The sequence below is a fragment of the Gracilimonas sp. genome (assembly GCF_017641085.1).
Taxonomy (GTDB): Bacteria; Bacteroidota; Rhodothermia; order Balneolales; family Balneolaceae; genus Gracilimonas.
In genome coordinates, this window is record NZ_JAEPPI010000001.1 from 463355 (window position 1) to 489701 (window position 26347).

The 26347-nt window shown below is 44.9% G+C and carries 23 protein-coding genes and 1 riboswitch; of the genes, 9 read left to right on the top strand and 14 right to left on the bottom strand.

The genetic code is table 11. From position 1 onward, the window contains the following. Nucleotide 1 precedes the first annotated feature (1 nt). A complete protein-coding gene (locus tag JJ941_RS01875) occupies nt 2-1198 on the top strand; it encodes a hypothetical protein (protein ID WP_290961662.1) in 1197 nt (398 codons plus the stop codon). A gap of 12 nt (nt 1199-1210) precedes the next feature. Here the strand turns inward: JJ941_RS01875 and JJ941_RS01880 are convergent, their stop codons facing one another. Further along, the gene (locus tag JJ941_RS01880) at nt 1211-2881 is read right to left on the bottom strand and encodes an amidase (protein WP_290961665.1); all 1671 of its coding nucleotides are present in this window, start codon (nt 2879-2881) and stop codon (nt 1211-1213) included. Nucleotides 2882-3072: 191 nt separating this feature from the next. After that, nucleotides 3073-3289, top strand: a riboswitch (cobalamin riboswitch). Between the two features lie 163 nt (nt 3290-3452). Between JJ941_RS01880 and JJ941_RS01885 the strand changes: the two genes are divergently transcribed. The 4 genes from JJ941_RS01885 to JJ941_RS01900 all read left to right on the top strand — a co-directional run bounded on the left by JJ941_RS01885 (nt 3453) and on the right by JJ941_RS01900 (nt 11574). Then, a complete protein-coding gene (locus JJ941_RS01885; protein WP_290961668.1) occupies nt 3453-5309 on the top strand; it encodes a TonB-dependent receptor in 1857 nt (618 codons plus the stop codon). Nucleotides 5310-5945: 636 nt separating this feature from the next. After that, nucleotides 5946-9608, top strand: a complete 3663-nt coding sequence (locus JJ941_RS01890; protein WP_290961670.1) for a vitamin B12-dependent ribonucleotide reductase — start codon at nt 5946-5948, stop codon at nt 9606-9608. A 349-nt stretch (nt 9609-9957) separates the two neighbouring features. After that, nucleotides 9958-10572 (top strand): inorganic pyrophosphatase, encoded by a 615-nt coding sequence (locus JJ941_RS01895; RefSeq protein WP_290961673.1) that lies wholly within the window; start codon nt 9958-9960, stop codon nt 10570-10572. A gap of 6 nt (nt 10573-10578) precedes the next feature. Next, entirely contained in the window at nt 10579-11574 is a 996-nt protein-coding gene (locus JJ941_RS01900; RefSeq protein ID WP_290961676.1) for a cation diffusion facilitator family transporter, read from the top strand. An 88-nt stretch (nt 11575-11662) separates the two neighbouring features. On the opposite strand, the gene JJ941_RS01905 is transcribed toward JJ941_RS01900, so the two are convergent. The 3 genes from JJ941_RS01905 to JJ941_RS01915 form a co-directional block, all read right to left on the bottom strand. Further along, the gene (locus tag JJ941_RS01905; protein ID WP_290961678.1) at nt 11663-12814 is read right to left on the bottom strand and encodes a ribonuclease D; all 1152 of its coding nucleotides are present in this window, start codon (nt 12812-12814) and stop codon (nt 11663-11665) included. Between the two features lie 86 nt (nt 12815-12900). Continuing rightward, on the bottom strand, nt 12901-13470 hold the full coding sequence (locus JJ941_RS01910; RefSeq protein WP_290961681.1) for a hypothetical protein: 570 nt from the start codon (nt 13468-13470) through the stop codon (nt 12901-12903). A gap of 85 nt (nt 13471-13555) precedes the next feature. Beyond that, on the bottom strand, nt 13556-14443 hold the full coding sequence (locus tag JJ941_RS01915; RefSeq protein WP_290961684.1) for an aldo/keto reductase: 888 nt from the start codon (nt 14441-14443) through the stop codon (nt 13556-13558). Between the two features lie 185 nt (nt 14444-14628). On the opposite strand from JJ941_RS01915, the gene JJ941_RS01920 reads away from it, so the two are divergent. Next, on the top strand, nt 14629-14886 hold the full coding sequence (locus JJ941_RS01920; RefSeq protein ID WP_349294175.1) for a DUF4212 domain-containing protein: 258 nt from the start codon (nt 14629-14631) through the stop codon (nt 14884-14886). A gap of 2 nt (nt 14887-14888) precedes the next feature. After that, entirely contained in the window at nt 14889-16655 is a 1767-nt protein-coding gene (locus tag JJ941_RS01925) for a sodium:solute symporter family protein (protein WP_290961688.1), read from the top strand. A 1-nt stretch (nt 16656) separates the two neighbouring features. Here the strand turns inward: JJ941_RS01925 and JJ941_RS01930 are convergent, their stop codons facing one another. The 6 genes from JJ941_RS01930 to JJ941_RS01955 all read right to left on the bottom strand — a co-directional run bounded on the left by JJ941_RS01930 (nt 16657) and on the right by JJ941_RS01955 (nt 20331). Beyond that, nucleotides 16657-17055, bottom strand: a complete 399-nt coding sequence (locus tag JJ941_RS01930; protein WP_290961691.1) for a hypothetical protein — start codon at nt 17053-17055, stop codon at nt 16657-16659. A gap of 12 nt (nt 17056-17067) precedes the next feature. Continuing rightward, nucleotides 17068-17508 carry a cytochrome B gene (locus JJ941_RS01935; RefSeq protein ID WP_290961694.1) on the bottom strand — a complete coding sequence of 147 codons (441 nt, stop codon included), beginning with the start codon at nt 17506-17508 and terminating at the stop codon, nt 17068-17070. 47 nt (nt 17509-17555) lie between these two features. Continuing rightward, the gene (locus tag JJ941_RS01940; RefSeq protein WP_290961697.1) at nt 17556-17915 is read right to left on the bottom strand and encodes a DUF1499 domain-containing protein; all 360 of its coding nucleotides are present in this window, start codon (nt 17913-17915) and stop codon (nt 17556-17558) included. A 32-nt stretch (nt 17916-17947) separates the two neighbouring features. After that, nucleotides 17948-18502 carry a TIGR00730 family Rossman fold protein gene (locus JJ941_RS01945; RefSeq protein ID WP_290961699.1) on the bottom strand — a complete coding sequence of 185 codons (555 nt, stop codon included), beginning with the start codon at nt 18500-18502 and terminating at the stop codon, nt 17948-17950. Next, nucleotides 18502-19662 carry a cysteine desulfurase family protein gene (locus JJ941_RS01950; protein ID WP_290961702.1) on the bottom strand — a complete coding sequence of 387 codons (1161 nt, stop codon included), beginning with the start codon at nt 19660-19662 and terminating at the stop codon, nt 18502-18504. Before JJ941_RS01950 ends, JJ941_RS01945 begins: the two co-directional genes overlap by 1 nt. Before the next feature lie 261 nt (nt 19663-19923). Then, nucleotides 19924-20331, bottom strand: a complete 408-nt coding sequence (locus JJ941_RS01955) for an endonuclease domain-containing protein (protein WP_290961705.1) — start codon at nt 20329-20331, stop codon at nt 19924-19926. 306 nt (nt 20332-20637) lie between these two features. Here JJ941_RS01955 and JJ941_RS01960 point away from each other — a divergent pair, with 306 nt between their 5' ends. Beyond that, nucleotides 20638-21831 (top strand): phosphoglycerate kinase, encoded by a 1194-nt coding sequence (locus JJ941_RS01960; protein ID WP_290961708.1) that lies wholly within the window; start codon nt 20638-20640, stop codon nt 21829-21831. 43 nt (nt 21832-21874) lie between these two features. On the opposite strand, the gene JJ941_RS01965 is transcribed toward JJ941_RS01960, so the two are convergent. Further along, nucleotides 21875-22465: a DinB family protein gene (locus JJ941_RS01965; protein ID WP_290961711.1), complete on the bottom strand. Its 591-nt coding sequence runs from the start codon at nt 22463-22465 to the stop codon at nt 21875-21877. A gap of 151 nt (nt 22466-22616) precedes the next feature. On the opposite strand from JJ941_RS01965, the gene JJ941_RS01970 reads away from it, so the two are divergent. Then, nucleotides 22617-23708, top strand: coding sequence for an AI-2E family transporter (locus JJ941_RS01970; RefSeq protein ID WP_290961714.1), 1092 nt, complete (start codon nt 22617-22619; stop codon nt 23706-23708). Nucleotides 23709-23717: 9 nt separating this feature from the next. Here the strand turns inward: JJ941_RS01970 and JJ941_RS01975 are convergent, their stop codons facing one another. From JJ941_RS01975 to JJ941_RS01985, 3 genes are all read right to left on the bottom strand, one after another. Then, nucleotides 23718-24728, bottom strand: a complete 1011-nt coding sequence (locus JJ941_RS01975; RefSeq protein ID WP_290961717.1) for a TlpA disulfide reductase family protein — start codon at nt 24726-24728, stop codon at nt 23718-23720. Between the two features lie 145 nt (nt 24729-24873). Next, nucleotides 24874-25584: a CPBP family intramembrane glutamic endopeptidase gene (locus tag JJ941_RS01980; RefSeq protein ID WP_290961720.1), complete on the bottom strand. Its 711-nt coding sequence runs from the start codon at nt 25582-25584 to the stop codon at nt 24874-24876. A 55-nt stretch (nt 25585-25639) separates the two neighbouring features. Next, the gene (locus JJ941_RS01985; protein WP_290961723.1) at nt 25640-26113 is read right to left on the bottom strand and encodes a nuclear transport factor 2 family protein; all 474 of its coding nucleotides are present in this window, start codon (nt 26111-26113) and stop codon (nt 25640-25642) included. Nucleotides 26114-26347: the final 234 nt, after the last annotated feature.

Genomic DNA, 26347 nt, shown 5'->3' on the forward strand with positions numbered 1-26347 from the left:
CATGAATACCAAAACACGTTATGCTTTTATCATTGTTTCAGCGCTCAGTTTTTTTGCGGTTCCTGCAGTGGGGCAGGTTCAAATTGGCGGACTGGCAGATTTCGAAATTCGAAAAGGTGGAAGTGATTCATCTCCGTATGTAAATCAAACGCCCAATGAGAACTGGTCTGTGTACACTCCATATCTGCGATTATTTATAAGTGGCGGAATTTCGGAAAAATGGTTTGTTTCGGCTGCCTTACAGGCCGATTATTATGACGGGAAGCAACTCAGCTCCCCATTCTTTTCGGTTATGAATATTAATTACCTGCCTATATCGGGGTCTGACTTTATGGTGACGGCTGGTCGTTTCGTGACTCCATACGGAGCCTATTCCAACCGCGTACTTTCCTCCGATAACCCCTTTGTTCACCTTCCGCTTTCTCATGCATCGGGACTTCCGATTAGTAAAACCCGTGGCACGTTATACTCCCAGGTAGATTACGGGGAAGACATAACGGGGCTTACAATGGTGTACCAGCGCATGTACACCCAGGGAATAATGATAGGAAATCGTTTAGGAGATTCAGGTTGGCTTAAGTACAACCTGGCGGCTACATTAGCAGCTGCTTCAAGTCATTTTGAGTATGGGGAACATGCTACTCCGGCATTTACCGGGAGAATGGTTTTACAGCCCGTTTTTTGGGGAAGCCTGGGGCTTTCATTAAGCCATGGTTCCTACTTGAAACGGGATGATATTAATGTTTCACTTACTGATGACGAGCTTGCGGGATATAAACAGACGCTTTTTGGTGCAGATATGGAGCTGTCCTATCATTATTTTACCTTTTTGGCATCCTACAACTGGAGCAAATGGGAAGCACCGTATCTTGATTCCGTGGGCACTACGATTTCCTTAGTGTGGGAGGATGAAGTTCAGGTACAACACCTGAGTTCAGAACTGGTAATGGATTTCCCATTCCTCCCCGGAGCTTACGCTGGGATAAGGGCAGAGCGATTGATTTCAGGAGATCTGAAAAACAATCAATCTACCTATAGCTACGAGAAATGGACCTATGATCGGGATCGAATTGAGTTCACAGCGGGAATGAAACTCGAGCGCAATGTAATTTTGAAAGCGTCCTATCTGTATTCAACAAACGGAGGTACCGAGTTACAGGACAATGTATTCGCCCTTCAACTTAGTGCCGGCTTTTAGAATCGTTTTCGGTTAATTACTAAAAAGCGGAGGGTGTTTGGTATGATGATCGGTAACATCCTGATAAGCTTTAGCTACCGACAGTACAGTGGCTTCATCAAATAGATCTCCCACAAACGTGATGCTGGTCGGATGCATGTCATCGGTAAATCCATTGGGTAAAACCACACTTGGATGTCCGGTAAGATTGGTTGTCAGTAAATTTCCCCCTCCAAAAGCCGGAGAGATATATACATCAACCTGTTGCATAACGGAATCCATTTTCTGAATCAGTTGATAGCGCGCACGGTTAGCATTGATATATTCCGTAGCGGGGATAAAATGAGCAGCGCGAAAAGTATTGGGCCAGGCATTGGGTTCCTGCCACTTCATGAGATCGTCCTGATCGGTCAAAGTGAGCTGATCGAAAGCAGCGGCACCTTCAGCAGTAAGAATAATTCGAAGAGCACCGATTTCAAACTCAGGCAGTTCAACAGGTATGAGTTCAATCCCAAGATCTCTGAAAGTTTCCAATACCAGGCTGTCCCGTTCCTTATTCCAATAATCACGTTCAAAAGCAGATTTCAGGTAACCGATTTTCAGCTTTTTAATATCTAATTCGGCGTCATAATTGAAGGGAAGGTCGATGATCGTCTGATCGGTTCCATCGGGGCCATAAATGGCATTGAAAACCAGGGCCGCATCTTCTACGCTTCGGGTTATAGGGCCGATTTTATCCATGCTCCAGCTCAAAGCCATAGCTCCCGTTCGGCTTACCCGTCCGTATGTTGGTCGCAGGCCGGTAGTACCATTTCGGGTGGAAGGAGACACAATAGACCCCAGCGTTTCGGTTCCGATGGCAAATGGGAAAAGTCCGGCTGCAGTACCCGATGCTGAACCGGCAGATGAACCGCTGGATCCCTGCTCCAGATCCCATGGATTGTTGGTACGTCCGCCGAACCAGATGTCTCCGTAGGCAAGTGCCCCCAAAGTAGTTTTAGCAATCAGCACGGCTCCGGCTCCATCTAATTTTCTTATGACAGTGGCTGTTTCATCAAGTTCCTGATCTTTGAAAGGCATAGCTCCCCAGGTGGTCTTGTAACCCTCAACGGCCAGCAAATCTTTGGCTCCATAGGGGATGCCGTGCAGAGGTCCGCGATAAATTCCCTGTTCCAGTTCCACATCCATTTGCTGAGCCTGCTGAAGTGCTCTTTCCCTGGTTACGGTGACAATTGCCTCCAGTTTTTCATCATGCTGCTCAATGCGGTTCAGGAAAAATTCGGTCAGCTCTACGGATGAAATTTTTCGGTCTTTAATCAATGAAGCCAACTCTCCGATGGTATAAAAAGCCAGGTCATTTCGGTTTTCGGGAAGTTCTACATTCTCGGGCAAATCCCACGTTTGTGATTTCTGCTGAAAATCAAAAGTCTTACCCACCGGGATAGGGTTGAATTGAAGGGACGGGGGGACTGAATTATTTAGCTTAAAGTCACGAATGGTTTGAAGGTCATCGCGGGTGTCATTCAGCGATTCAATCATGGAGTCCCGTTCAGTCTGAGTAAACTCAAGGCCAATCACCGAAGCTGCATCCTGAATCATCGCTGAGGTGATGGGAGTATTTTGGGGTTGAATAAGTGTGAATGCAAATAAAAAACCGAGAATAATGCCTCCGGAGAAGAGCATTATTTTATTCGTTTTTTTCATGGTGTCCTTCTTTTCTGAATGTAATTAAAGCCAAATATTCTGTACGGGGATTATGAAGAGAAACAGTGACTAAGTCAATGTCATATATAGAATTGTCAGCTTTTTACAAGGTATGCATCAGGGTTATATCATATTGCATCTGAGAGACTTAGAGAATTCTACGTTTGATTTAAATGAAAATGTCTTTAGTTTAGCAGCGAATTAATGATGGTCTCGGGTGTATGTGTTTCATCACCCAGAGTTAAAAGGGAATCTCGTGAGAAACGAGAGCTGTTCCCGCAACTGTAATCCGAATCCGCCTCATGGCGGATGAAGTGCAGCCTCACCTTTGCCACTGTTTCTTAATTGAAACGGGAAGGCGCTGCAATCGGAGAAGCCAGGAGACCTGCCATCATTTAACCGATGCACCTCTTTCGGGTAAAAGGATGTGCAGCTGAACAATCATGCTTTTAGCTCTGGATTTTATTCTGTTTCCCTCACACTGATTCCCAGTCCAAGGGATTACTGTATATCATTCAGAAGGAAGTTTTTTACCCGCCCAAAGTAATTCAAAATCATAAATACAAAATACATGAAGCATTTAATTACGCTGATCACCCTTTTTCTACTGGCGGTTTCCAATTACACCTACGCACAAGTTGCTGATACCCTCGATTTAGGAGAAGTAGTAGTAACAGCATCCAAAACCCCCACTACCGATCGGGAAACAACAAAACCTGTGACGGTCATTGAACGGGAAGAAATCGAACGACATACCGGCTTATCCATTTCTGAGTTATTGAATCAGCAGAATGGAATCACTATAAACGGGGCGGCATCAAGTCCGGGCAAAGACAAATCGGTGTACCTTCGCGGAGCATCTACACAATTTACCCTTATTCTTATTGACGGTTTTCCTGTTACCGATCCATCGGGAGAAGGAGGGGCATTTGATCTGCGCCTTTTACCTTTGGAAAACGTAGAACGCATTGAAATCGTGAAGGGAAGTATGAGTACACTCTACGGTTCGGACGCCATAGCCGGAGTGATCAATATCATTACAAAGAAAAGCGAGACCGGGACTTTCAACGTAAACGGAAAAGCATCCTACGGTTCTTTTAATACCTACGATTGGGAGCTCGGCGCAAGCGGAAGTTCGGATATCATTGACTATACGGTGAATGTGACACGCACCCAAACAGACGGCATTTCAGAAGCAGAACCCCGGGATGGGGCTGATTTCAAAAAAGATGGGTATGAAAGAAATGCTATCAACACCCAGGTTTCGGTTAAGCCTGTAGAGGGCCTGACCCTTACTCCATTCTTGAACTACTCCCAATATGATGGAGATTATGATGCGGGTGCTTTTTCGGATGCAGACAACCGTTACGAAGCGAACCTGCTGAATACCGGCGCCCGAATCAGTTATAAAGGGGATAATTTTGAGATTAAAGAAGCAGCTACGTTCACTCAAACCGGGAGAAAATTTACCGATGGATTCGGAGTGTTTAATCCTGAAGCGTCGTTATTTAATTCTGACCTGTACGGTATCTACAACAAGTTTGAGAAAGTAAGGCTGCTTGCCGGATTTAATGTTCAGAGTTTAAATTTTCAGCTGGAGGGAATTGATGAGGGGTCTCAGATTTTGAGTCCTTATGTAACCGCATTCCTGAGATCAGGATTTGGGTTGAACGGTGAGCTTGGACTCAGGCTAAACAACCATTCTGAATATGGAAGTAACTGGACGTTTAATGTGGCTCCGGTTTATAACATCACGGAAGAAATTAAGTTACTTGCGTCGGTAAGTTCCGGATTTAAAGCCCCAACCCTCAATGAATTATTCGGTCCGTTTGGTGCAAACACCGAATTAAAACCCCAGCAAAGCCTGACGGTAGATACTGGCGTTGAGTTGCAATTATTGGATGGAAGATTATCCGCTTCCGCTATCTACTTCCGAAGAACCATTGAAGATTTGATTTCGTACAGCGGCAACCAGGGATACATTAATGTGAACGAGCAGAATGATTCAGGTATTGAATTGTCTGTGGGATATAAACTTGACCAAACGAAGGTCGAGGTTTTCTATAATTACCTGGATGGGGCAATCACTCAAAACGGGGAAGAAACGGATAACCTGATTCGCCGCCCTGATCATAATTTTGGGGTGAACCTGAATCAGCAACTCACTTCCAATTTTAGTGTAAGTCTCAGCGGACAATATGTGGGTGAGCGAAATGATCTTTACTTCAACACCAATACCTTTTCCACTGAAGAAGTAGAGCTGGAAAGTTACGTACTGATTAACGCAAATATTCAATATCAGCTATTGGATGAACAACTTGCCGTTTTTGCGTCGCTGAACAATTTATTGAATGCAGACTATACGGAAGTGTACGGTTTCAACACTCCGGGATTCCACTTTAAGGGAGGAGTGAAATTCCTATTCTGATTTTCTGAATTAATAAGAATTATGTAGCCGAAAGAAACCGGGCGTTGCTTCATTTATGTCAGCGTCCGGCATTGTTTTCTATTTCTATTTGGTAACGCCCCTCAAGCATTTGCCAGCCATGGTTTTTACAAATATTACTTTCTATTAAATATAAATATGAAAGTAATATTAGATGCCTTTCCGCTTAAAAAATCTATATACTTTTATTCAAAATATTATTTGATATATATCGAATTATAATTATAAAAATATAGAATTAATGATCTTTTCGTAAAAGCAGGGTGTGGATAACTTTCTCCAATCACCCTATTACTTACCGTAAAATATTCGTCTTTAAACTGATTTTAAAAGTAATTTCAGCAACGCCTCAAAGTCAGCAAATCATTTATACAATAAAATGTATAATAATAAATTCATTTTTATAAGTTGATTTTGCATGTTTATAATTAGTGAATTCACAGATGTGGATAAGTCCCCTAATTTGTGGAAAAGTATTTGATTTTTTTCTTGCCCAATCACCTCTGCTCGTCTATATTAATTCGTACTTCTTTAGGAGATAAGGTATCGGGATTTGTTTAATTGTCTCTCATCTACGAAGGTTTCAACATAATATTAATACACTAACGAAGTACGCCAATGAAATTTACTCGCTTCTATACTAAGTCGGACTGGAAGACTCCATTTGACGACATCGAATTTGCAACACGCACCTCAGAAATTAAAAACCCGGACGGCTCCCAGGTATTCCATATGGAAGGCGTTGTGGTTCCTGAAAGTTGGTCTCAGGTTTCCACCGATGTTATCGCTCAGAAATATTTCCGCAAGGCCGGAGTTCCTGCGAAACTGAAAAAGATCAAAGAGAAGGGAGTGCCCAAATGGTTACAGCGATCTGAAGCTGATGAAAAGGCACTCAAAGATCTGCCCGAAGAAGAACGTTATACACATGAAATTGATAGTAAGCAGGTCTTTCATCGTTTGGCGGGATGTTGGACTTATTGGGGTTGGAAACACGACTATTTTGACAGCGAGGAAGATGCGAAAGTTTTTTACGATGAATTAGCCTGCATGCTGGCTAACCAAATGGCTGCACCTAACAGTCCGCAGTGGTTCAACACCGGGCTGCATTGGGCATATGGAATTAATGGTCCTGCACAAGGTCATTATTATGTGGACGGCAAAACCGGAGAGCTCAAAAAATCCGAAGATGCTTACACCCACCCGCAACCCCATGCCTGCTTTATCCAGAGTGTAGATGATGACCTGGTGAATGAAGGCGGAATCATGGATCTGTGGACACGTGAAGCGCGTCTGTTTAAATATGGATCCGGAACCGGAAGTAACTTCTCTAAAATTCGCGGAGCCAACGAACCGTTGAGTGGCGGAGGAAGAAGTTCCGGCCTCATGAGTTTCCTCAAAATCGGAGACCGTGCTGCCGGCGCCATTAAGTCTGGCGGTACCACCCGACGTGCAGCCAAGATGGTGACGCTTGATCTCGACCACCCGGACATTGAAGAGTATATCAACTGGAAAGTTCGAGAAGAGCAGAAAGTGGCCGCATTGGTAGCCGGATCTAAAACGGTTCAAAAGCACCTTAAAAATATTATAAAACTCTGCCATACACCGGTTGAGATTGAAGGACGTACTTTCAACGGAGCGATGAGCCGCGACCCGCTGAAAAACAAAGAACTGGCTGCGGAAATCCGTAAAGCCAAGAGAAATCAGGTTCCTCTTAATTATATAGAGCGTGTGATTCAGCTGGCTGCACAGGGATTCACCGATCTTGAATTTGATACATACGACACCGATTGGAATTCCGAAGCGTATTCAACCGTAAGTGGTCAGAATTCCAACAACTCCGTTCGTGTGCCAAACTCGTTCATGAAAGCAGTGAAGGAAGATAAAGACTGGCACCTGTACGGCCGTGTGGAAAAAGATGATGCAGCTGAAGAGGGCAGAGAGCCGAAGCCTATGAAGACGATGAAGGCCCGTGAACTTTGGGACGACATCGCCTACGCAGCCTGGTCGTGTGCTGATCCCGGAACCCAATACCACGATACCATCAACGAATGGCATACCTGCCCCGAAGATGGTCCGATCAATGCAAGTAACCCTTGCTCGGAATATATGTTCCTGGATAATACCGCTTGCAACCTCGCTTCTCTGAACCTTATGAAATACTTCAAAGGAGATGAGTACAAAGAATTTGATATTGAGTCGCTGGAATACGCCTCCCGAATCTGGACGGTTGTTCTGGAGATTTCGGTACTGATGGCTCAGTTCCCGTCCAAAGAAATCGCGGAGTTATCTTATGTATTCCGCACGCTTGGGTTGGGTTATGCTAACATTGGTGCTGCGCTGATGGTACAAGGACTTCCTTACGACAGTGAAGAAGGAGCTGCCGTTGCCGGAGCTGTTACCGCGACCATGCATATGACGTCCTACGCCACTTCAGCCGAAATGGCGAAAGAGCTGGGTACCTTTGAAGGCTACGAGCGCAATAAAGAACATATGCTGAAGGTGATCCGTAATCACCGCCGTGCAGCTTACAATGCTGACCCGGAAGAGTACGAGGGACTTACGGTGAAACCGATGGGCATCGATGCTTCGATCTGCCCGGATTACCTGGTGAAAGCGGCTAAAAAGGCTTCTGACAAAGCGCTGAAAATGGGTGAAAAACACGGTTACCGAAATGCACAGGTAACGGTGCTGGCACCAACCGGAACCATTGGTTTGGTGATGGACTGTGATACCACCGGTATTGAGCCGGACTTTGCCCTGGTGAAATTCAAGAAATTGGCCGGTGGCGGTTACTTCAAGATTATCAACCAGGCGGTACCTAAAGCACTGAAGAATCTCGGTTATTCTGCCAAGGAATCGCAAGAGATTATCAACTACGCGAAAGGAGCCGGTTCGGTGGAAGGTTGCCCACACATCAACCCTGAAACACTGGGTGAGAAAGGCTTCACCGACACGCAAATTGATGCGATCAACGAAGCACTGCCCGGAAGTTTTGACATCAAGTTTGCCTTCAACCAGTGGACGCTGGGCGAAGACTTCTGCAAGGATGTACTCGGCATTACCGAAGAGCAGCTCAATGACATGAACTTCGACATGCTGCGCTACCTTGGATTCAGCAGAGAGCAAATCCAGGAAGCCAACGATTATGTATGTGGAACCATGACTGTTGAAGGTGCCCCGCATCTGAAAGAAGAAGATTACGCGGTGTTTGATTGCGCCAACCGTTGCGGCCGAATCGGCACACGCTTTATTTCTGCCAAAGGACATATTCGTATGATGGCTGCCGCTCAGCCTTTCCTTTCCGGCGCTATTTCAAAAACCATCAACCTGCCAAATGAAGCGACCATCGAAGATATGAAGGACGCTTACATGGATTCGTGGGAGATGATGCTGAAAGCGAATGCGCTGTATCGTGACGGTTCCAAACTAAGCCAGCCGCTGAATTCTATGGCGGATGTGCTGGAGGAAATTGACGAAGAAGAGGAAGCTCCGGCTGATGCTGAAACCACTATGGCACAGGATAAAGTGCTTGAAGTGGCCGAGCGAATCATTCACAAGTATGTGGCCCGTCGTCAGCGACTTCCGTTCCGTCGCGAAGGATACACACAGAAAGTGAAGATTGGCGGACAGAGTGTTTACCTGAGAACCGGGGAATACGAAAACGGCCAGCTTGGTGAAATCTTTATTGATATGCACCGAGAGGGAGCCGCTTTCCGAAGCCTGCTGAACTGCTTTGCCATCTCTATTTCACTTGGATTGCAGCACGGAGTACCACTGGAAGAATTTGTGGACGCCTTTGTGTTCACCAAGTTCGAGCCAAGCGGTATGGTAAACGGAAACCCACACGTGAAGATGAGTACATCTGTAATTGATTACATCTTCCGTGAGCTTGCGGTTACCTACCTAGGCAGAGAAGACCTGGCGCACGTGCCGGCCGAGCAGATCGAAACCCGAAATTTACGTCCGACCGCTGATGCCCAGGCTGAAGCCAAAGCGGACAATACACAGACCGAGGCGAAAGCCCCCAATGCATCATCATCATCGGATGCTGTCGCAAAAAAGACCGTAGCTGAGCCCGAACCGGCCGCTGTTGATACCAGCGAAAGTGCTCAGGTTCAGCAAAAAGCGGTACAGTCTGACAGCTACGAGAGCGAATACGACAAAGCCAAACAAATGGGATACACCGGTGAAGCCTGCCCCGAATGCGGCAGCATGACCATGGTTCGTAACGGAACCTGCATGAAGTGCATCACCTGTGGATCTACAACTGGCTGTAGCTAATTCGTTATTGGTTGATTCGTAAATCGTTAATTCGATTAACGAAATCACCATTTAACGAATAACCACTTTCATGGAGAACAGGATAAACCCTGATTGGCCGATAGCCAGTCGGGGTTTTTTATTAGCCCCATAACTAGTTCAAGCGTCCGCTTGGACAAGCTGGAAAAGGCCAAATAAGCAGAATTAAACATGGCACAAGCGGACGCTTGCGCTATTTAGCTTCATTTTAGCCAATTTAAAAGGTATTAATCAGAAAAAGTTCATCCTTCAAATTTCGATGTTCCTTGTTCGATGTTCCATATAGTTTTACCTTGAGAGGCATCAAAGTTCTAACACTCACCATTGAGCTATGAATTTTCCCAATCCTTTTTTCCGGTGGAGGCCGCATCCGTGGCACGGACTGGAAGTGGGCGAAGATCAACCCAAGATCGTAAACGCCTTTATCGAACTCACCCCTTTTGATACTATCAAATACGAAGTGGACAAGAAAACCGGCTACATGCGTGTAGATCGTCCGCAACGAAGCTCCTCACTTCCCCCATCTTTATATGGATTTATTCCCCGTACCTATTGCGGAAATCACGTGGGTGAACTGTCGAAAGATGATGTAAAAGGGGATGGTGATCCGCTGGATATTTGCGTGTTGAGTGAACGACCGATTGACCGGAACGAGGTTATTTTAAGCGCCCGCGTGATCGGAGGACTGCATATGGTGGATCACGATGAAGCGGATGATAAAATCATCTCCGTACTTGATAACGACACCTATTACAGCAACATAAACAGCGTGAATGATTTACCCCCGGTGCTGATCGAGCGGCTTCGTCATTACTTTGGTACCTACAAGCTGATCCCGGGAAAAAACCAGAATGACGTGTATGTGCAGGGCATTTTTGATGCGGACCATGCCTATAATGTAATCGAAGCCTCAATCAAAGATTACGAAGAAATGTTCGGTGAATAGAACCTGATGCAGAAAGCTCGGGAAAATATTCGGGTGCAATGGTTCATCGTTGCGGTGGCAGTCATTCTTTTTGTCATAAAGATGACGGCCTGGTATCTCACCAACTCGGTGGCTGTTCTCACCGATGGACTCGAAAGTATCGTCAATGTGCTGAGTGGCTTTATCGGGTTATACAGCCTGTATCTTTCCGCAAAGCCCAAGGATGAAAATCACCCTTACGGACACGGAAAAGTAGAGTTTATTTCAGCAGGAATTGAAGGCACGCTCATCACCCTTGCCGGATTGTACATTATTGTAGAAGCCGTGCAAAGCTTCATTCATCCGGAGCCGCTGCAGAGCCTGGATCTCGGTATAATCCTGATTGGAATATCAGCGGTAATCAACTTTGGGTTTGGATACTGGGCTTATCAAACCGGAAAGAAAAACGACTCGTTGGCCCTTCAGGCAAGTGGCCGACATCTTCAAACGGATACTTATACCACCATTGGTATCATAGCAGGACTGATTCTCATCCGTTTTACAAATATTCTTTGGCTGGACGGGGCCGTGGCAATTGTTTTTGCCCTTATGATCATACACATGGGCTTCCGGATCTTACGGGCAGCGGTGGCGGGAATTATGGATGAAACCGATGAAGAATTACTGGCTGAATTGATTGCTTACTTACAACAAAACAGAGATCCGAAATGGATTGACCTCCATAACCTCAGGATCACAAAATATGGGCCCACTCTTCATGTGGATGCTCATCTAACCCTCCCATGGTACCTTACGGTAAAAGAAGCCCACGCCGAGCTGGATAACATCGAAGAGTTAATTACACATAAGTTCGGAGACAGAATAGAGATTTTTATTCATACCGATTTCTGTCAGGAATTTTCATGCTATTTATGCACCATTGAGAATTGTGAAGTACGTCAGCATCCATTTGAAAAACGCATTAAGTGGACGGTAGAAAACGTAGCTTCTGATGGAAAACATAGACTTTCAAAATCAGTGTAAATCAATTTTTCTGTGTTATCCGAGTTCCATTGAAATAAACTGTCAGTCCATATTCATTCAATCTTAAAATATAATGCTGCCAGTTTGATCAGACATAATCACTCAAATCCAGGTCCAGCTCTTCGGCATACCTTCGCAGCAACTTCACTTTATAATCAGGCATCAGCTCTGTTTCGCCGGCTATAATTTCTTTGGTGAGTCGGTTGGGGAGAATAAAGGATTTGGCATGTTTGCCAAAATCAGTCACTAACCGATCCTGAATAGGGGAAAGAAGTCTATTTCTCAGATCATTGATTCGGTTCTGTTCATTCCGCATGGCCCGGTATTCCTCACCGGTCATAGTATCGCTGGCTTTTCGGGAAGTAGATAGGTCCTGCTCTTTTGCCTCATGGATTGCAGAATCAACCACCGATTGAAGCTGAGACTTAAAGTTATCATTCTTAATCCGCCCGTAAATCCCCATGGTCTGTTTCCAGTTGTGCACTTTATCAGGATTCTGAGCAAGCTCACTCACTATTTTTTTACTGGCAAGCTGATACATAGGCTTGTTCAGTTCGCGGGCTTTCTCATCAAAGAAATCCATGAGTTGGCAATAGACGAACCATTCAAAAACAGACAGGTTATTCTTGTCCTTTTCTTTGATCAGGTTGTTGTGATCTTCATCGCTGTAATCCAGGTGATCAAAAACGTCGTTCTCTTGCTTAATCCAGTCGAGGATACCCCGTTTTTCGGCTTGTTGATTGAGTTTGGCTTTAAAGTCGAGCAGGTAAATTACATCATCTGCTGCATATTGTTTTTGATTTTCGGAAAGCGGTCGTTTCCACCAGTTGCTCTGCTGTGAAGAGCTGTTCACCTTTACATCCAAAACCTCTTTGATGAGATTGGTCAGGGAAGCCGGTTCGTAATTCAACAGACTGGTGGCGGCATCCAGATCGTAGAGGTTTTTAGGAAAGCATCCCAGGGAATGCAGCAGACGAAGATCTTCTCCGAATGCAAAAACCACTTTCTGTACCTCCGGGTTCTGGATGACCGGAAAGATAGTCTTTATATCGAGATCGTCACTGAGTGGATCTACCAGGTAACAGTCGTTTCCGTCATAAATCTGCATGAGGCACATATTGAACCCATAGCGATAACGATTGCGATCAAACTCTAAATCTATGGCGAATTCTTTGGTTTGGTGAAGGTCTGAAGTGAGCTTTTGGAGATCATTATTCTCAGTGATGTAGTGAATAGCCATGTATTGTATTAAGTGCGAATTTGATACAAGGTAAAGATAAGCAGCCCAAATTTCTGATGGTTGTAAAAAGGTATCAGGCTAAGCTTTCATTTACCTGTCCGCGAAACCACAATCCGTGTATTAGCAAAAGCCTCCAGTTTTTTTAACTGTTCCTTTATTTGCTCTGACCATTGTAGCTGGGAGCGGTAATCCATGGAATAATTGGTGGCTTCATCATACTCTTTTTGTGCTTCCTCAAGATCAGCCATGGCCTGATCACTCATTTCCTCGAATACACTTACAGAGATGGTCCCGGCTTCCATGGCTTCTTTGACCCGCTTTCGGAATCTCCGTGCGTTTACTTCCGCCAGGTCAAAATGACCCTGTTCGTGGAGCAGAAGGGTAGCAATCCAGCTTTTGGACCAGGATTCATTTTTACTGAAGTAGGTTTTTATTTCGGCTTCATACTGCTGCCCGTTCATGTTAAACGAACTTTGATACCCAACAACAGAAAAGGCGGCGTGTTCACTGTATCGCTTGGGAATCTCCTCGAAATCAGTCCAAACCAATTCGTAGTCATCGCTCCAGTAGATATAATTTTTCCCGGGTTGATGCTGCCCGAAAACCAAACCGGAGCTAAACAGGAAAATCAATATGGTGGTTGCTATTGCCTTCATAATCGTGAATGGATGGTGGTATAATATCCGTCAACACGATGAGAAATTAAAATAAAGGCAACAAAAAGCTAACCGAAAGTTGGGGTTAACGGTGTTGATCATACTTTTTGGGAGATAATATGCTTCTGAGGTTATCCAATTCCTCTGCAGAAACAGGGGATTTCATCGAATTGATTATCTCCTCTAACTGATGCTTCGTGCGGATGCCAAGAACGGCTGAAGCTACCGCAGGATGATCCAGCACAAATTGAACAGCTGCTGAAATCGGGTTTCCGGTGTTATTGGCTGCCCGTTGTACTTCTTCAACTTCTTCGGTTGAATGCACCAGGTAATCACGAGCCGGCTTATCGATAAGCATGCCTTTACCCAGGGTTCCACGGGTAATCACACTGATATCATTTTCTGCAAGCAGATCCAGGCTTTCTTCTTCCGGGCGACGATCCAGCAGGCTGTACTGCATCATCACGCAGTCCATATCTGAGCGTTCTGCGTATTCCCGAATGGTATTTGGGCGGATGGACGAGATTCCATAAGCCCGAATCTTACCCTGATGTTTGAGACGTTCAAATGCTTCAATAATTTCGTCAATAGGATCTTCAATGGTTCCGCCATGCAGCATATAAAGATCAATGTATTCGGTCTGGAGCCTGCGTAAACTCTCATTCACGCCCGTCAGGATGTATTCTTTGGTAGGATTCCATTCCCATCCCGAACCATCTTCATCCCAAACATTACCAACCTTGGTAGAAATAATAACTTCATCCCTGAAAGGTTTCAGCGCTTTTCCAACTACTTCCTCATTTAGGCCATGATTGTAGAGGTCGGCGGTGTCAAAGAAATTGATCCCTTTATTATAGGCTTCACGGAGAAGGGAAGAGGCTGATTCTGAGTTGTTCTGAACTTCCAGAGACATACAACCAAAACTGAATTCACTTACTTCAAGATCTGAATTTCCCAATCTGTTGTACTGCATAATCCTCTTTTTTTGATGTGGAATAATATAATCAGATGTGGGAAAGAATGATTCCTGTTTCGCTCCAAAACAACGACTCACAATCACCGTTCGCATAAAAACCGGATTCAATCACATTCAAAAATTTGATTCATTCCTTCAAATACTGCATACTAAGCCGGAATAAAACTATGGAGGTCATACAGATGGAAGAACGGGACTTAAAAGGGTATTGGAAACGAAATCTCAAATACCTGGGCATTTTGCTTAGTATCTGGTTTGTCGTTTCCTACGGTTTGGGAATTTTACTTGCTCCCGCTTTAAATGAAATTCAGATAGCCGGATTCAAGCTTGGCTTTTGGTTTGCCCAGCAAGGTGCCATTTATACCTTTGTGATCCTCATTTTTGTTTACGTGTATTTGATGAACAAACTGGATCGTGAATTTAACGTGAATGAGGACTGATCATGGATGTTCAAATCTGGACTTATATTTTAGTTGGAGTAACCTTTGCCCTTTACATCGGCATAGCTATTTGGGCTAAAGCGGCCTCCACCAGCGATTTTTATGTAGCGGGAGCTCATGTGAATCCCATTACGAACGGGATGGCTACCGCGGCTGACTGGATGTCAGCAGCTTCCTTCTTATCCATGGCCGGCCTGATATCTTTCATGGGCTACGACGGCTCGGTGTACCTGATGGGGTGGACCGGCGGTTATGTGCTGCTGGCCTTACTGCTGGCACCTTATCTTCGAAAATTCGGCAAGTTTACCATTCCTGATTTTATCGGCGACCGGTATTACTCCAACTTTGCCCGAACCATTGCCGTGATTTGTGCACTGGTGGTTTCATTCACCTATGTAGCCGGACAGATGCGCGGGGTTGGACTGGTGTTCTCCAAATTCCTGGAAGTAAACATCGATCTGGGTGTTCTGATTGGGATGGCGATCGTCTTTTTCTATGCTGTTTTGGGTGGAATGAAGGGAATTACCTATACGCAGGTAGCTCAGTACTGTGTGCTGATTTTCGCCTTTATGGTTCCGGCATTCTTTATCTCTTTTCAGCTCACCGGAAATCCAATCCCTCAGTTTGGATTTGGTTCTACCTTAGCGGATGGATCCGGACAGTACCTGCTTGAAAAGCTTGATCAACTGCATACCGAGCTCGGTTTTGCTGCCTACACCAGCGGTACGAAAAGCATGCAGGATGTCTTTTTTATTACCGCGGCTCTAATGATCGGTACGGCCGGGTTGCCCCACGTAATCGTACGTTTCTTCACCGTTCCTAAAGTGAAAGATGCCCGTGTTTCTGTAGGCTATGCACTGATTTTTATCGCGATCTTGTACACAACCGCTCCGGCTATTGCGGCTTTTGCCAAATACAACATGATGGAAACGGTAAACGAAGAAGAATACACCGAAATGCCTGCATGGTTTAATACCTGGGAACAAACAGGACTGCTCACCTGGGTAGATAAAAATGATGACGGAATTATCACCTACGCTCCCGGCGAAGCTATCGTTGGACTGCCGGATATTCAGCGAAATGCGGATGGGGAAATTATCCGTGGCCCTTTTGGGGAAGTGAAGGTCAATAACGAACCTACAGATACCAATAACGAATTATATGTAGATCGGGATATTATGGTGCTCGCCAATCCGGAGATTGCCAATTTGCCGGCCTGGGTTGCCGGGTTGGTAGCCGCAGGTGGGCTGGCCGCGGCCCTTTCAACCGCAGCGGGTTTACTGTTGGTGATATCCACGGCTGTTTCTCACGACTTAATCAAGAAGCAGATTAAAACTGATATTTCTGACAAAGCTGAATTGATGTGGGCACGCATATCAGCGGCCGCAGCGGTAGTAATTGCCGGTTATTTTGGGATTAATCCCCCGGGTTTTGTAGCGGAAGTGGTGGCTATAGCCTTTGGGCTGGCGGCAGCGTCCTTCTTCCCGGCTATTATCCTGGGCATCTTTTATAAGAAAATGAACCGTCAGGGCGCCATTGCCGGAATGATAGCCGGACTGCTGTTCACGCTTTCCTATGTGGTGTTCTATAAAATTGCCTTCCCGGAGTTTAATTCACCGGAATACTGGTGGTTTGGAATTTCACCAGAGGGTATAGGTACACTGGGTATGCTCCTGAACCTGACCGTTTCTTTTGCAGTTGGTATGATCTTCCCGGAACCGCCGGAGGATGTGCAGGAAATGGTGGAAAGTATTCGCTATCCGAAATAATTCAGAATGGAAAATAGGAAATGAATAAAAACCAAAGAAGGTAGCTTAAACTAATTAAGATGAATCTTTGGTTTCGTTTCCTGAGAAATCCTTCATTTTCAAGTTCAATAATGCCCATGCCACTTGGAACGAACCAAAGAAGAGTGAAAGGAGCAAAAACCAACAGCAGTGTCATCTGAAAGTATGAGTAAGAAGCATTCTTCTTGATTTCTTTAATTTGCTTCTTAGCCTTGCTATGGCTTTTTGCTCTTCTTTTTTGCGTTCCTAAGCAAATACCTCTTTTTGTCAGTTCATCGGAAGCAATCCTAAGCACATCATCTTCCCATTCGTCTGGCGAGTCAATGATCTTCAGAAGATCATCTTTGTGTCGCTCTCTTATAGGAGGCTTGTAGGCTTTCAAAACAATATTCTATTAAAACCATCCGGCCCCTAAACCGCGGAAAGGCCAGGGGATGGAGGCAATAATCACCAAAAGGCCAATGCCATACATAATGGCAATTCGTTTGTACTTGGCTACGGAATCAGACATACGTTTAGCCGTGCTGAAACCAATGGTAATCAATGCAATGGCGATGATCATCATGGACATGTGCTCTACAGTATAGAACCGGAGCACCTGGCTTTCCATTACGCCGGATTCAAATGAAACTTTGGGGCTGATAAAATAAAGAGCCAGACCTATCAATAGCTGGATGTGCGTAAAAATAAGGGCAAGAAGAGCGGCAAGCCTATCCGATTTTTGATAATCTTTTTTGCCTGACCACCCGGTAACGGCTTTGAACAAAGCCCAGACAATGAGTACCAATACAATCCATCGAAGTCCTGAGTGTGCGTGTAATAATCCTTCGTACATGTGCTAAAATATTTTCTTTAATTGATGAAGATGAATATAGCCAAGAATTAACTCTTAATCTTAAGCTTAGCTTTTTTGAGAATGCGTTTTACACGACGTTGATTCACCCCGAGATCGTAAGCTCCAACCCGGCTTGCACTTCGGATGAAAACAGTAGTTGTTCCAGCGGCTTCTTCCATAATTACATCCACATCATCCTTAAATCCAAAAACGGGAATGCGATATACGGCATGAAGTTCAATCCTTTTGGGATCGATCACTTCCCACCGGTACGATTCTTCGTCGAAGACTTTAATAAATGCTTCGTACACCATTTCGAGACCGGTTTGATATACTTCTGAAGTCCGGATACAGTTCGGCGTAGCAGGGCAGGGAGGTAGTGGATTCTTTTCGGAAATTTTGGGCATAGTCGGATTGAAACTTGATTACGAGATAAGAATCAATCCTCCTCGAAAAAACGTTCCAGCATTTCAATACAAGAGTCAATCTCGTTACAAACTTTGAAGAGCTTGAGGCTGCTTTTTCTTACAAAATCATACTGAATTGAGTTCTCGGTAAACTTAACCAGTCCATCGAAATACCCCTCTGCATTAAGCAGGAAAATAGGTTTGTCATGAATACCCAACTGCCGCCAGGTAAGGATTTCAAAGAATTCGTCAAGAGTTCCGAATCCACCGGGCAGGATAAGAAAAGCGTCAGAAAGAGATTCCATAAGCGCTTTTCGGGTATGCATGTCCTGCGTTTCGTGGAGGTCGGTGAGTTCGGTATGGGCCACTTCCAGTTTCTTAAGCCGCGTTGGGATCACCCCAAAAACGTCACCGCCACTTTCGAGGGCGGCATCGGCCAGCTTGCCCATCATCCCGACTTTACCACCGCCATAAACCACACCCCAGTTTCGCCGGGCAATTTCGCGACCCGCTTGTTGGGCCAGCTCGGGAAACCGTGGGTTATTGCTTTCTCTGGAACCGCAATACACGCAGACGTTTTTCTTCATCAGGCTACGGTAAACATTCGTTTGAGAACGGTGTCAAGTTTTTCCACAAAATAGCGCACATCCTCTTCGGTATTCTGCTTACCGAAACTGACGCGAATGCTCGACTTAGCCAGTCCGTCTTCCATGCCAATACCATTCAGCACATGCGAAGGCTCAACCGCTCCGGAAGTACAGGCTGACCCATTGGATACACAAATACCCTCAATATCCAGGTTCAGCAGCAGCATCTCGCCATCTATATATTTTCCCTGCTCATCACTGAAGGAGAGGTTAACGATGTGGGGCACTCCGTTGTCTTGCGGGCCATTCACATTGTAGTTGAAGTCCAGGTTGTTGTCCATCTCTTTGAGGAGAAGGGAACGTAGTTTTTTGAAATGCTTTTGATGTTCATCCATCTCTTCAACAGCCAGTTCAAGGGCTTTGGCAAAACCAACAATTCCGGGCACGTTGAGGGTACCTCCCCGGCGGCGGCGTTCCTGAGATCCGCCATGTACCCACGGGATCCATTTAGAGCCATTTTTCACATACATAATTCCGGTTCCCTTCGGCCCGTAAATCTTGTGAGCACTGCCGCTCAGGAAGTCAATCCCCAGATCTTTTACGTTGAGCGGAATTTTACCCAGACTTTGAACGGTATCGGAATGAAGGGGTACTCCGTGCTCTTCACAAACTTCGGCAATTTCTTTCAGCGGGTTGATGGTACCGATTTCATTATTCACGTGCATTATCGTAACCAGTGCCGTGTTTTCGGTAATGGATTCTTTAACTGCCTCAGCCGTGATGGTACCACAATCTCTGGATGGGGCAAAAACGGGTTTAACTCCCTGCATCTTGGCAAGCTCTACCGTGTGCAGAACGGCATGATGTTCCAGTTCGGAAGTGATTACTTCTTTCTTATCTCCGGAAACAGCCAGCACACCTTTAATAACGGCATTATCGCTTTCGGTGCCGCCACTGGTAAAGATGATCTCTGAAGGTTCAGCACCAATTAAAGCTGCCACTTTTTCCCGGGCGTCTTCCACTACCACCTTCGATTTCTGCCCCAGGTGATGAGGGGAATTGGCGTTTCCGTAATTTTCTTTCAGGTAAGGAAGCATGGCTTCCAGCACGCGATCATCTAAGGGTGTAGTGGCCGCATGATCTAAGTAAACCGTTCGCATTCAGTGAATAAGGTTTGGATTATTTTTTGCCCTGAGAAAATATCCATTATTTGATTGAAAAGCAGGGATAAAAGCGCTTTCGGGATTAGGATCAGAAACCGGGCGTACCCGCCTCGCCCTGATTTGAGCAGGGCTCAAATGTTCCCTCTCGGGGAGAGGGATGTTCTTTGGGAAATAGAGGTGTGAGTTCACTCAAATATTTGTATAACTCAAACACCTGTGTCCCTCCGGGGAGGGACAGATCATAGTCGCAGACTATGATCAGGGCGGAGGTCCGGACTCTGCCCCGTCCTCTAATTCCAAAATCACTTTATCTATAGCCATAAGCACCGCATCCATATTGGTAAGCACATCTTTGTTTCGGAACCTGATCACCCTGAACCCGGCTTCTTCTAAATGTCGCTGCCTTCGTTGGTCGTATTCAAAAGCTTTCGGGCTGTCATGGCTTGAACCATCCACTTCAATGATCAATTTCAGCTTTTTGCACATGAAATCAGCGATGTAATTCAAAACAGGTCGTTGCCGGTTGAACGTGTATCCCATGCGCTGCTTTTTCCGAAGCCCGTATTTCCAAAGGCAAACCTCTGCTTTGGTCATGTTTTTCCGTAAAGAACGGGCATTGGGTCTAAGGTCTTTGTTATAGTAGTTAAAAGCGGAGTTTCTTGACATATTTGCACCCTCTTTTTTGGGAAAGTAGTGTTCTTTGGGGTTTTATGCTACGGGGTGGGGTTGTACCCGCCTCGCCCTGATTTGAGCGGGGCTCAAATGTTCCCTCTCGGGGAGAGGGATATTCTTTGGGGTGGTGGTGTATGGGTTTGTTCATAGATTTTGTAATGCACAAATACCTGTGTCCCTCCGGGGAGGGACAGATAAAAGTCGAAGACTTATTATCAGGGCGGTGATTACCGCTTCATTTCGTGGAGAGATCTTGGTACCTTCATCACCGAATTACCAAACAATTTATTTACTCAAGCCATGGCGAAACTCACACTCAACGATATTGATGTAAAAGGGAAAAAAGTGCTGATGCGCGTAGATTTTAACGTGCCTATTGAAAACGGGGAAATCACTGATGACAATCGAATTGTACAGGCACTGCCATCTATAAAGCACGTAATTCAGAATGGCGGGTTATTGATATTGACCAGCCACCTTGGGCGACCGTCGGGGATGCCGGAACCTGAATTCTCCCTGAAACCGGCAGCCAACCACTTAGCTGAGTTAATTAATGCCAAAGTTCACTTCGCGGAAGATTGTATAGGGGATAAAGCAGAAGAGGCGATATACAATGCCAAGCATGGAGAAGTGGTTGTGCTCGAAAATGTCCGCTTTCATAAAGGGGAAACCAAGAATGATGAGTCGTTTAGCAAAGCGCTGGCTTCCCATGCCGATGTGTTTGTGAATGATGCTTTTGGAAGCAGTCACCGTGCCCATGCTTCGGTGGCTGGAGTTACACGCTATCTGCAGCCGGCTGTTTCAGGATTTTTGCTGGAGAAAGAGATTAAGTACCTGGAAGAAAGCATCAATGATCCGGATCGTCCGTTTGTGGCAATTTTGGGTGGAGCTAAAGTGTCCGATAAAATCGGAGTGATTAAGAACCTGATTTCAAAAGTGGATTCCATCATTATTGGCGGGGGTATGACTTATACTTTTTATAAAGCCAAAGGCTGGCCGATTGGAAATTCTTTGGTTGAAGATGATAAAGTTGAATTAGCCAAAGAGCTGCTTCAGGAAGCCGAAGAACAAGGCATCCGGTTTATGCTGCCACTGGATTCTGTAGTTGCCAAAGAATTTAACAACGATGCAGAACACAAAGTGGTAGATGAAGAAGGTATTGAAGACGGCTGGATGGGACTCGACATAGGCCCACAGTCTTCCATTGCTTTTGGAAACCAGATTAAGGCTGCCAAAACCGTACTATGGAACGGACCGATGGGGGTGTTTGAAATGGAGAACTTTGCAGACGGAACCTTCTCTGTTGCGGAAGCCCTGGCTGAAGCCACTAAATTCGGAGCGACCACCATTATTGGAGGTGGTGACTCTGCAGCTGCAATCAAAAAGGCAGGCCTCAGTGATGAGGTATCACATGTTTCTACCGGCGGCGGAGCCAGCCTTGAGTACCTGGAAGGAAAAGAACTTCCCGGTGTTGCATGGTTGACGGATAAGTAAAAAGAAAAGCCTCTTACTTGATATAAGAGGCTTTTAAGTTCACTTACATTCCTTCCATTTCGCCCAGTACTTCCTGCATCTGGAAAGTATGTCGCTGGCTGTGGGCTCCCACAAGCAAAAATACCTGGTAGGTATCGATTTCTCCGAATGGAGTATTTGCTTTATGATCTCTGAGGTTCTGCTTGGCATTTGAAAGATAGTTGATGAGTCGATCCCGGGAGGATTCCAGTTCATCCAGCATTTCCTGTTTGGTGGTCCACTTGCCCGAAGGTTCGAATTGCTCGGCTGTTTGGACTCGGGTTCCGCGATTGGCCATCATCCCGATGAGTACTCCATCCGAAACAGAACTGTCAAAATCGGGATCTGCTTCAGACTGACTCATATATCCCTGGGCCATTTGAAAAAACGAGGATTCTGTAGTCAGGATATGCTCCAGGCAGTTGGCTACCGACCAGCCACCGTCTTCAGGGGTGTAATTCCAGGCTTCATCAGGTAGAGGTTCCACCAAATCCACAATATTTTGGTGAGTTGCATTCAGGTATTCGACAGCAAAATTGCGGTCGGCGGTACTAAGCTGTGCCATCACGTTCACAGAAAGCAGCAGGGTCAAACAAAGCGTAATCATTCTTTTCATAAGGCGCACAATTAGTTAGAGTGAACTTGAGTGTAATAAAAATGCAGAAACAAAGTCCCATCCTGTTAGAAAAAATAATATAGACTTAAGCTTATATTAATGATGATATATTGCTGTTCGAATTGTATCCTTTGGCATAAAATCGAATCCTATGAATGAATATCCACTTTTACTTCGAAACACCATACGACTGGCTTTCGCCTTTTTGGTGGTAGCCGCATTGATTTTAGCCCGTCCGCTTTTGGTGCCTTTGTTTCTGAGTATTATGCTGGCCTACCTGCTTTTCCCTTACGCCGATTGGCTTGAAAAACACAAAATCCCACGTATTGCAACCAACTTTATCGTGGTGTTGGGTTTTATAGCCATTGTGACGGGCGTCGTGGCGGTCATTGGTACACTATCAACAAACTTCACGGAAGACTTCCCAAAACTAAAAGAGCAGTTCGAGATCAATATCCAAAGTATATTTGATGCAATCGGAGCATATACCGGTATTTATATCTCGGGGATTGATTCTTTGATTGAGTCGCTGGGCGAAACCGGGCAGTATATAAGTCAGCTTTTTACAGCCACCACAAATACGCTTTTGAGTCTTGGGCTGATTCCTGTTTATACCTTCCTGCTGCTGTTTTACAGGGATAAATTCCGGGACTTTATCTCTATGCTGATCTATAACGACCAGGAGGAAGCCGCACAGAATATCATTGATCAGGCTTCAGAAGTAGTGCCAAAATATTTGAAAGGACTGGTGATTGTATGCTTTATTCTGATGGGATTGAATTCCCTTGGGTTTTACCTGATTGGACTGGAATATGCCTTGCTCTTCGGAATAATTGCTGCCCTGTTTAACCTGATCCCATATTTAGGCACTGTGCTTGGTTATGGGGTAGTGCTGCTATTTACTTTAGGAACCGGAACGCCGGGCTTGGCCATCCCAATCCTCATCCAGTTTTTGATCGTCCAGTTTTTAGAGAACAACATCCTAACCCCGAATATCACCGGTTCATACGTTCAGATAAATCCGCTGGTCATTATTTTTTCATTGATAGCGGCCAGCATGATTTGGGGAGTGCCGGGCATGCTGATCATCATTCCGTACCTCGGTTTGTTTAAAATCGTCTGTGAAAATGTGGAAGACCTCAAGCCCATCGGGTTTCTTCTGGGAACCCGGGGCACCGAACGGCATGCCATCACTATCAAATCGCTGCAACGCAGGTTTGGCTGGCTGGATGAAGAAGAATAGCCACTAACTCTATTTTCGGTTTATCAAGGTGTCCATTTTTGCAGTGAGCCTTTCGCCCCGAAGATGCTTGGCCACAATATTTCCTTCAGGCCCAATAATGTATTTTTGGGGAATGCCGCCAACATTATATAGGGTAGGAATTTCATCTTCCCTCTTTTTTTCCTGGAGGATTTGAGTCCAGGTCATCCCGTTCTCAGTAAGAAATTTGTCGTATTTCTCTGAATCTTCCTCCAGTGCAATACTTAAGATGGTTAAATCTTCTTCCGGGTATGTTTCTCTCAAGGACTTAATAACCGGAATTTCAGGCATGCAGGGCCCGCACCATGTCGCCCAAAAGTCGAGAATGATATATTTGCCTTTATGATCGGCGAGGTTGAATTCTTCCCCGTGATAAGTTGTAGCTGTGAATTCCGGCGCAGCCTGTCCAATTCCCAAAGACTCCAATTCATAAATAGCGCCCAGTCCAAGATCGACGAACCATTTACTTTCATTAATTTCAACCAGATCCTGCGCATATTCAAGTGCCTTTTGGTGGGTGTCGGGATTTCGTTTATAAACTCTGACAAGCGATGTAAGAATAGCAGATTTGCCAACCGGATTAGTGACGTAATCTTTTAAGGATTCAAGTTTCTTCATAGCATCCTGATGGGTTCTGCTAGAATCTCCTACATATGCATGGCCGAGAGAGTTAGGAACCCAAGCCCACACATCAGAGTCAGGTTTAAACTTACTAATGGCTTCATCCATGATAGCCGCATTTCCGGTATTTCCCCACATCATTAGGGCACTCTGTAAAGCTTTTTTTCCGGCCACGGTTTCTTCGTGCTCCAGATAATATTCATAGAATTCGGAAGCATACTTTGACTGAATGGAATCGTCATATTCAGTTGCCTGGACTTCATCCCAGGAGCTATTTAAATAATCAATATATGCGGAATCAACTTCGGCCTGAGCAAGCCCCTTGGAATTAAATGCTACAATTAATAGAAGAGATAAGATAGTACACCGAAAAATGTTCATGACAGATCCATTTGATTAAACGTATAACTAAATCTATTAAATTTAGAATGATATGCAAATTTATGAGATCAATTAACAAGTTAGTGTATAGTTGCTGCTGGTAGTGGAGGAAGAAAGGCTTTCCCGGGTACTTAAGCCTAAAAGACTATAGCAGTTTAAAGTCTTTGGTTTGAGGGGTATAGCATTTGTGAAGTATGAACAGAACGACTGAAGGAATTAACAGGTACCAGCCCAAACTGATTAAACCTGAATAAGCTCCAGGATCAAAAGGCATTTGTCCCTGAACAGCTTCTAAAAGTTGAATTCCGTTGGGGCCGTTTGAAAACATGGTGTTGTTAATAACATTCCACCCAAGGTGAAGAGCTATGGGAAGTATGATGGAGTTTGTTTTTTCATAGGAAACAGCGAAAACATAACCCATGTATCCGGTTATAATAAATACCACAATCATTGCCATGATGTTTCCCATTACCCCAAAAGTAAACCAGTGATAAACCCCAAATGCGGCAGCGGTTAGCAGAAGGGAAGTTTGTCTTTTCCCTGTATATCTGAGTAGCAGGTACAGAATAATGCCCCTGAATGTGAGTTCTTCAAATAAAACAGATTTCAAATCATAAAAGGTGGAATTAAAAATCAGTTCAGGGGTGATGCTATCACTGAGTTGCCAGCTTACACCACTTAAGTATCCGAAGAGTAATTGAGTGATGGCACTCAAAATCGCAAGAATGAGAAATCCGCTGACGAACTCTTTAGTCCTTTGACTTAGAGGTGTAAACCAAATAGTTAAAAGGTTCTTTTTCTCTGATAAATAGACAATCACCCATGAGATGGCGAGCACGGTAATAGCATAGATCATGGCTGCAAACTACGGAGGATCGGTAGAAAAGTTTTAGTAAATCGTACCATTTTTATTACTTCAACTTCTCCCATTCTTCCTCAGTGGCCATAGACTCCTGGTACTCCATCAGCAGTTTCCATTCGCCGTCCTTTTTCACCAATAGTCCCTGAAAGTGAACATAAATCGGCTGGGGTTCTTTCCCCTCCATTTGCGAATAGTAGTTAAAAATGCCAGTGTCATGAGCGGTGGTTTCGCTGTGCATTCTTTTACTGAAGCGAAACTCTACACCGGCTTTCATTTTCCCAGCTTTGGTATCCAGAAAGCCTTGCTTCCAGCCATCTAAGGCACTTGAAATGGGGTAGCTCTCTCCGGAAATGCCATTTACCAAAACAGCATCTTCATGATATAAGGCTGCATAATCCTCAAATGCACCTTCTTCTACGGTTCGGCTCATTTCATCCCAGAGAGCATCAACATCGGTGGCAGGGTCCTGCGCAGGAAGCAGAAATAATACAGTGAGGAGCGGGATAAAGAAAAGATTAGTCATAGTCATGAATTTTAATTCGGGTGATTTTCCACAATAGCTAATTTTGGGTATTCCGCCAAATAGCCAGTTCCCGGTTCCATCCTTCCTGCAAAAAGGGCAACTTGTACTTAATTTTAGTGGGATAAAGCATCTTCTAATCAAGCAAATCCCAGAATCCTCCTAATCAAGGTTCAATAATCTGAAGTGAAAATATCAGAGTTAGCAGAACCCATTCATCAACCCAAAATTCCTTCT

Bases quoted from the DNA above. Each gene is read 5' to 3' on its own strand.
- JJ941_RS01985 (WP_290961723.1), bottom strand. From the start codon at position 26,113: ATGACTAATCTTTTCTTTATCCCGCTCCTCACTGTATTATTTCTGCTT.
- JJ941_RS01880 (WP_290961665.1), bottom strand. From the start codon at position 2,881: ATGAAAAAAACGAATAAAATAATGCTCTTCTCCGGAGGCATTATTCTC.
- JJ941_RS01915 (WP_290961684.1), bottom strand. From the start codon at position 14,443: ATGCAGTACAACAGATTGGGAAATTCAGATCTTGAAGTAAGTGAATTC.
- JJ941_RS01950 (WP_290961702.1), bottom strand. From the start codon at position 19,662: ATGCGAACGGTTTACTTAGATCATGCGGCCACTACACCCTTAGATGAT.
- JJ941_RS01885 (WP_290961668.1), top strand. From the start codon at position 3,453: ATGAAGCATTTAATTACGCTGATCACCCTTTTTCTACTGGCGGTTTCC.
- JJ941_RS01955 (WP_290961705.1), bottom strand. From the start codon at position 20,331: ATGTCAAGAAACTCCGCTTTTAACTACTATAACAAAGACCTTAGACCC.
- JJ941_RS01925 (WP_290961688.1), top strand. From the start codon at position 14,889: ATGGATGTTCAAATCTGGACTTATATTTTAGTTGGAGTAACCTTTGCC.
- JJ941_RS01910 (WP_290961681.1), bottom strand. From the start codon at position 13,470: ATGAAGGCAATAGCAACCACCATATTGATTTTCCTGTTTAGCTCCGGT.
- JJ941_RS01965 (WP_290961711.1), bottom strand. From the start codon at position 22,465: ATGAAAAGAATGATTACGCTTTGTTTGACCCTGCTGCTTTCTGTGAAC.
- JJ941_RS01940 (WP_290961697.1), bottom strand. From the start codon at position 17,915: ATGCCCAAAATTTCCGAAAAGAATCCACTACCTCCCTGCCCTGCTACG.
- JJ941_RS01895 (WP_290961673.1), top strand. From the start codon at position 9,958: ATGAATTTTCCCAATCCTTTTTTCCGGTGGAGGCCGCATCCGTGGCAC.
- JJ941_RS01875 (WP_290961662.1), top strand. From the start codon at position 2: ATGAATACCAAAACACGTTATGCTTTTATCATTGTTTCAGCGCTCAGT.
- JJ941_RS01980 (WP_290961720.1), bottom strand. From the start codon at position 25,584: ATGATCTATGCTATTACCGTGCTCGCCATCTCATGGGTGATTGTCTAT.
- JJ941_RS01970 (WP_290961714.1), top strand. From the start codon at position 22,617: ATGAATGAATATCCACTTTTACTTCGAAACACCATACGACTGGCTTTC.
- JJ941_RS01945 (WP_290961699.1), bottom strand. From the start codon at position 18,502: ATGAAGAAAAACGTCTGCGTGTATTGCGGTTCCAGAGAAAGCAATAAC.
- JJ941_RS01900 (WP_290961676.1), top strand. From the start codon at position 10,579: ATGCAGAAAGCTCGGGAAAATATTCGGGTGCAATGGTTCATCGTTGCG.
- JJ941_RS01905 (WP_290961678.1), bottom strand. From the start codon at position 12,814: ATGGCTATTCACTACATCACTGAGAATAATGATCTCCAAAAGCTCACT.
- JJ941_RS01960 (WP_290961708.1), top strand. From the start codon at position 20,638: ATGGCGAAACTCACACTCAACGATATTGATGTAAAAGGGAAAAAAGTG.
- JJ941_RS01890 (WP_290961670.1), top strand. From the start codon at position 5,946: ATGAAATTTACTCGCTTCTATACTAAGTCGGACTGGAAGACTCCATTT.
- JJ941_RS01975 (WP_290961717.1), bottom strand. From the start codon at position 24,728: ATGAACATTTTTCGGTGTACTATCTTATCTCTTCTATTAATTGTAGCA.
- JJ941_RS01920 (WP_349294175.1), top strand. From the start codon at position 14,629: ATGGAAGAACGGGACTTAAAAGGGTATTGGAAACGAAATCTCAAATAC.
- JJ941_RS01935 (WP_290961694.1), bottom strand. From the start codon at position 17,508: ATGTACGAAGGATTATTACACGCACACTCAGGACTTCGATGGATTGTA.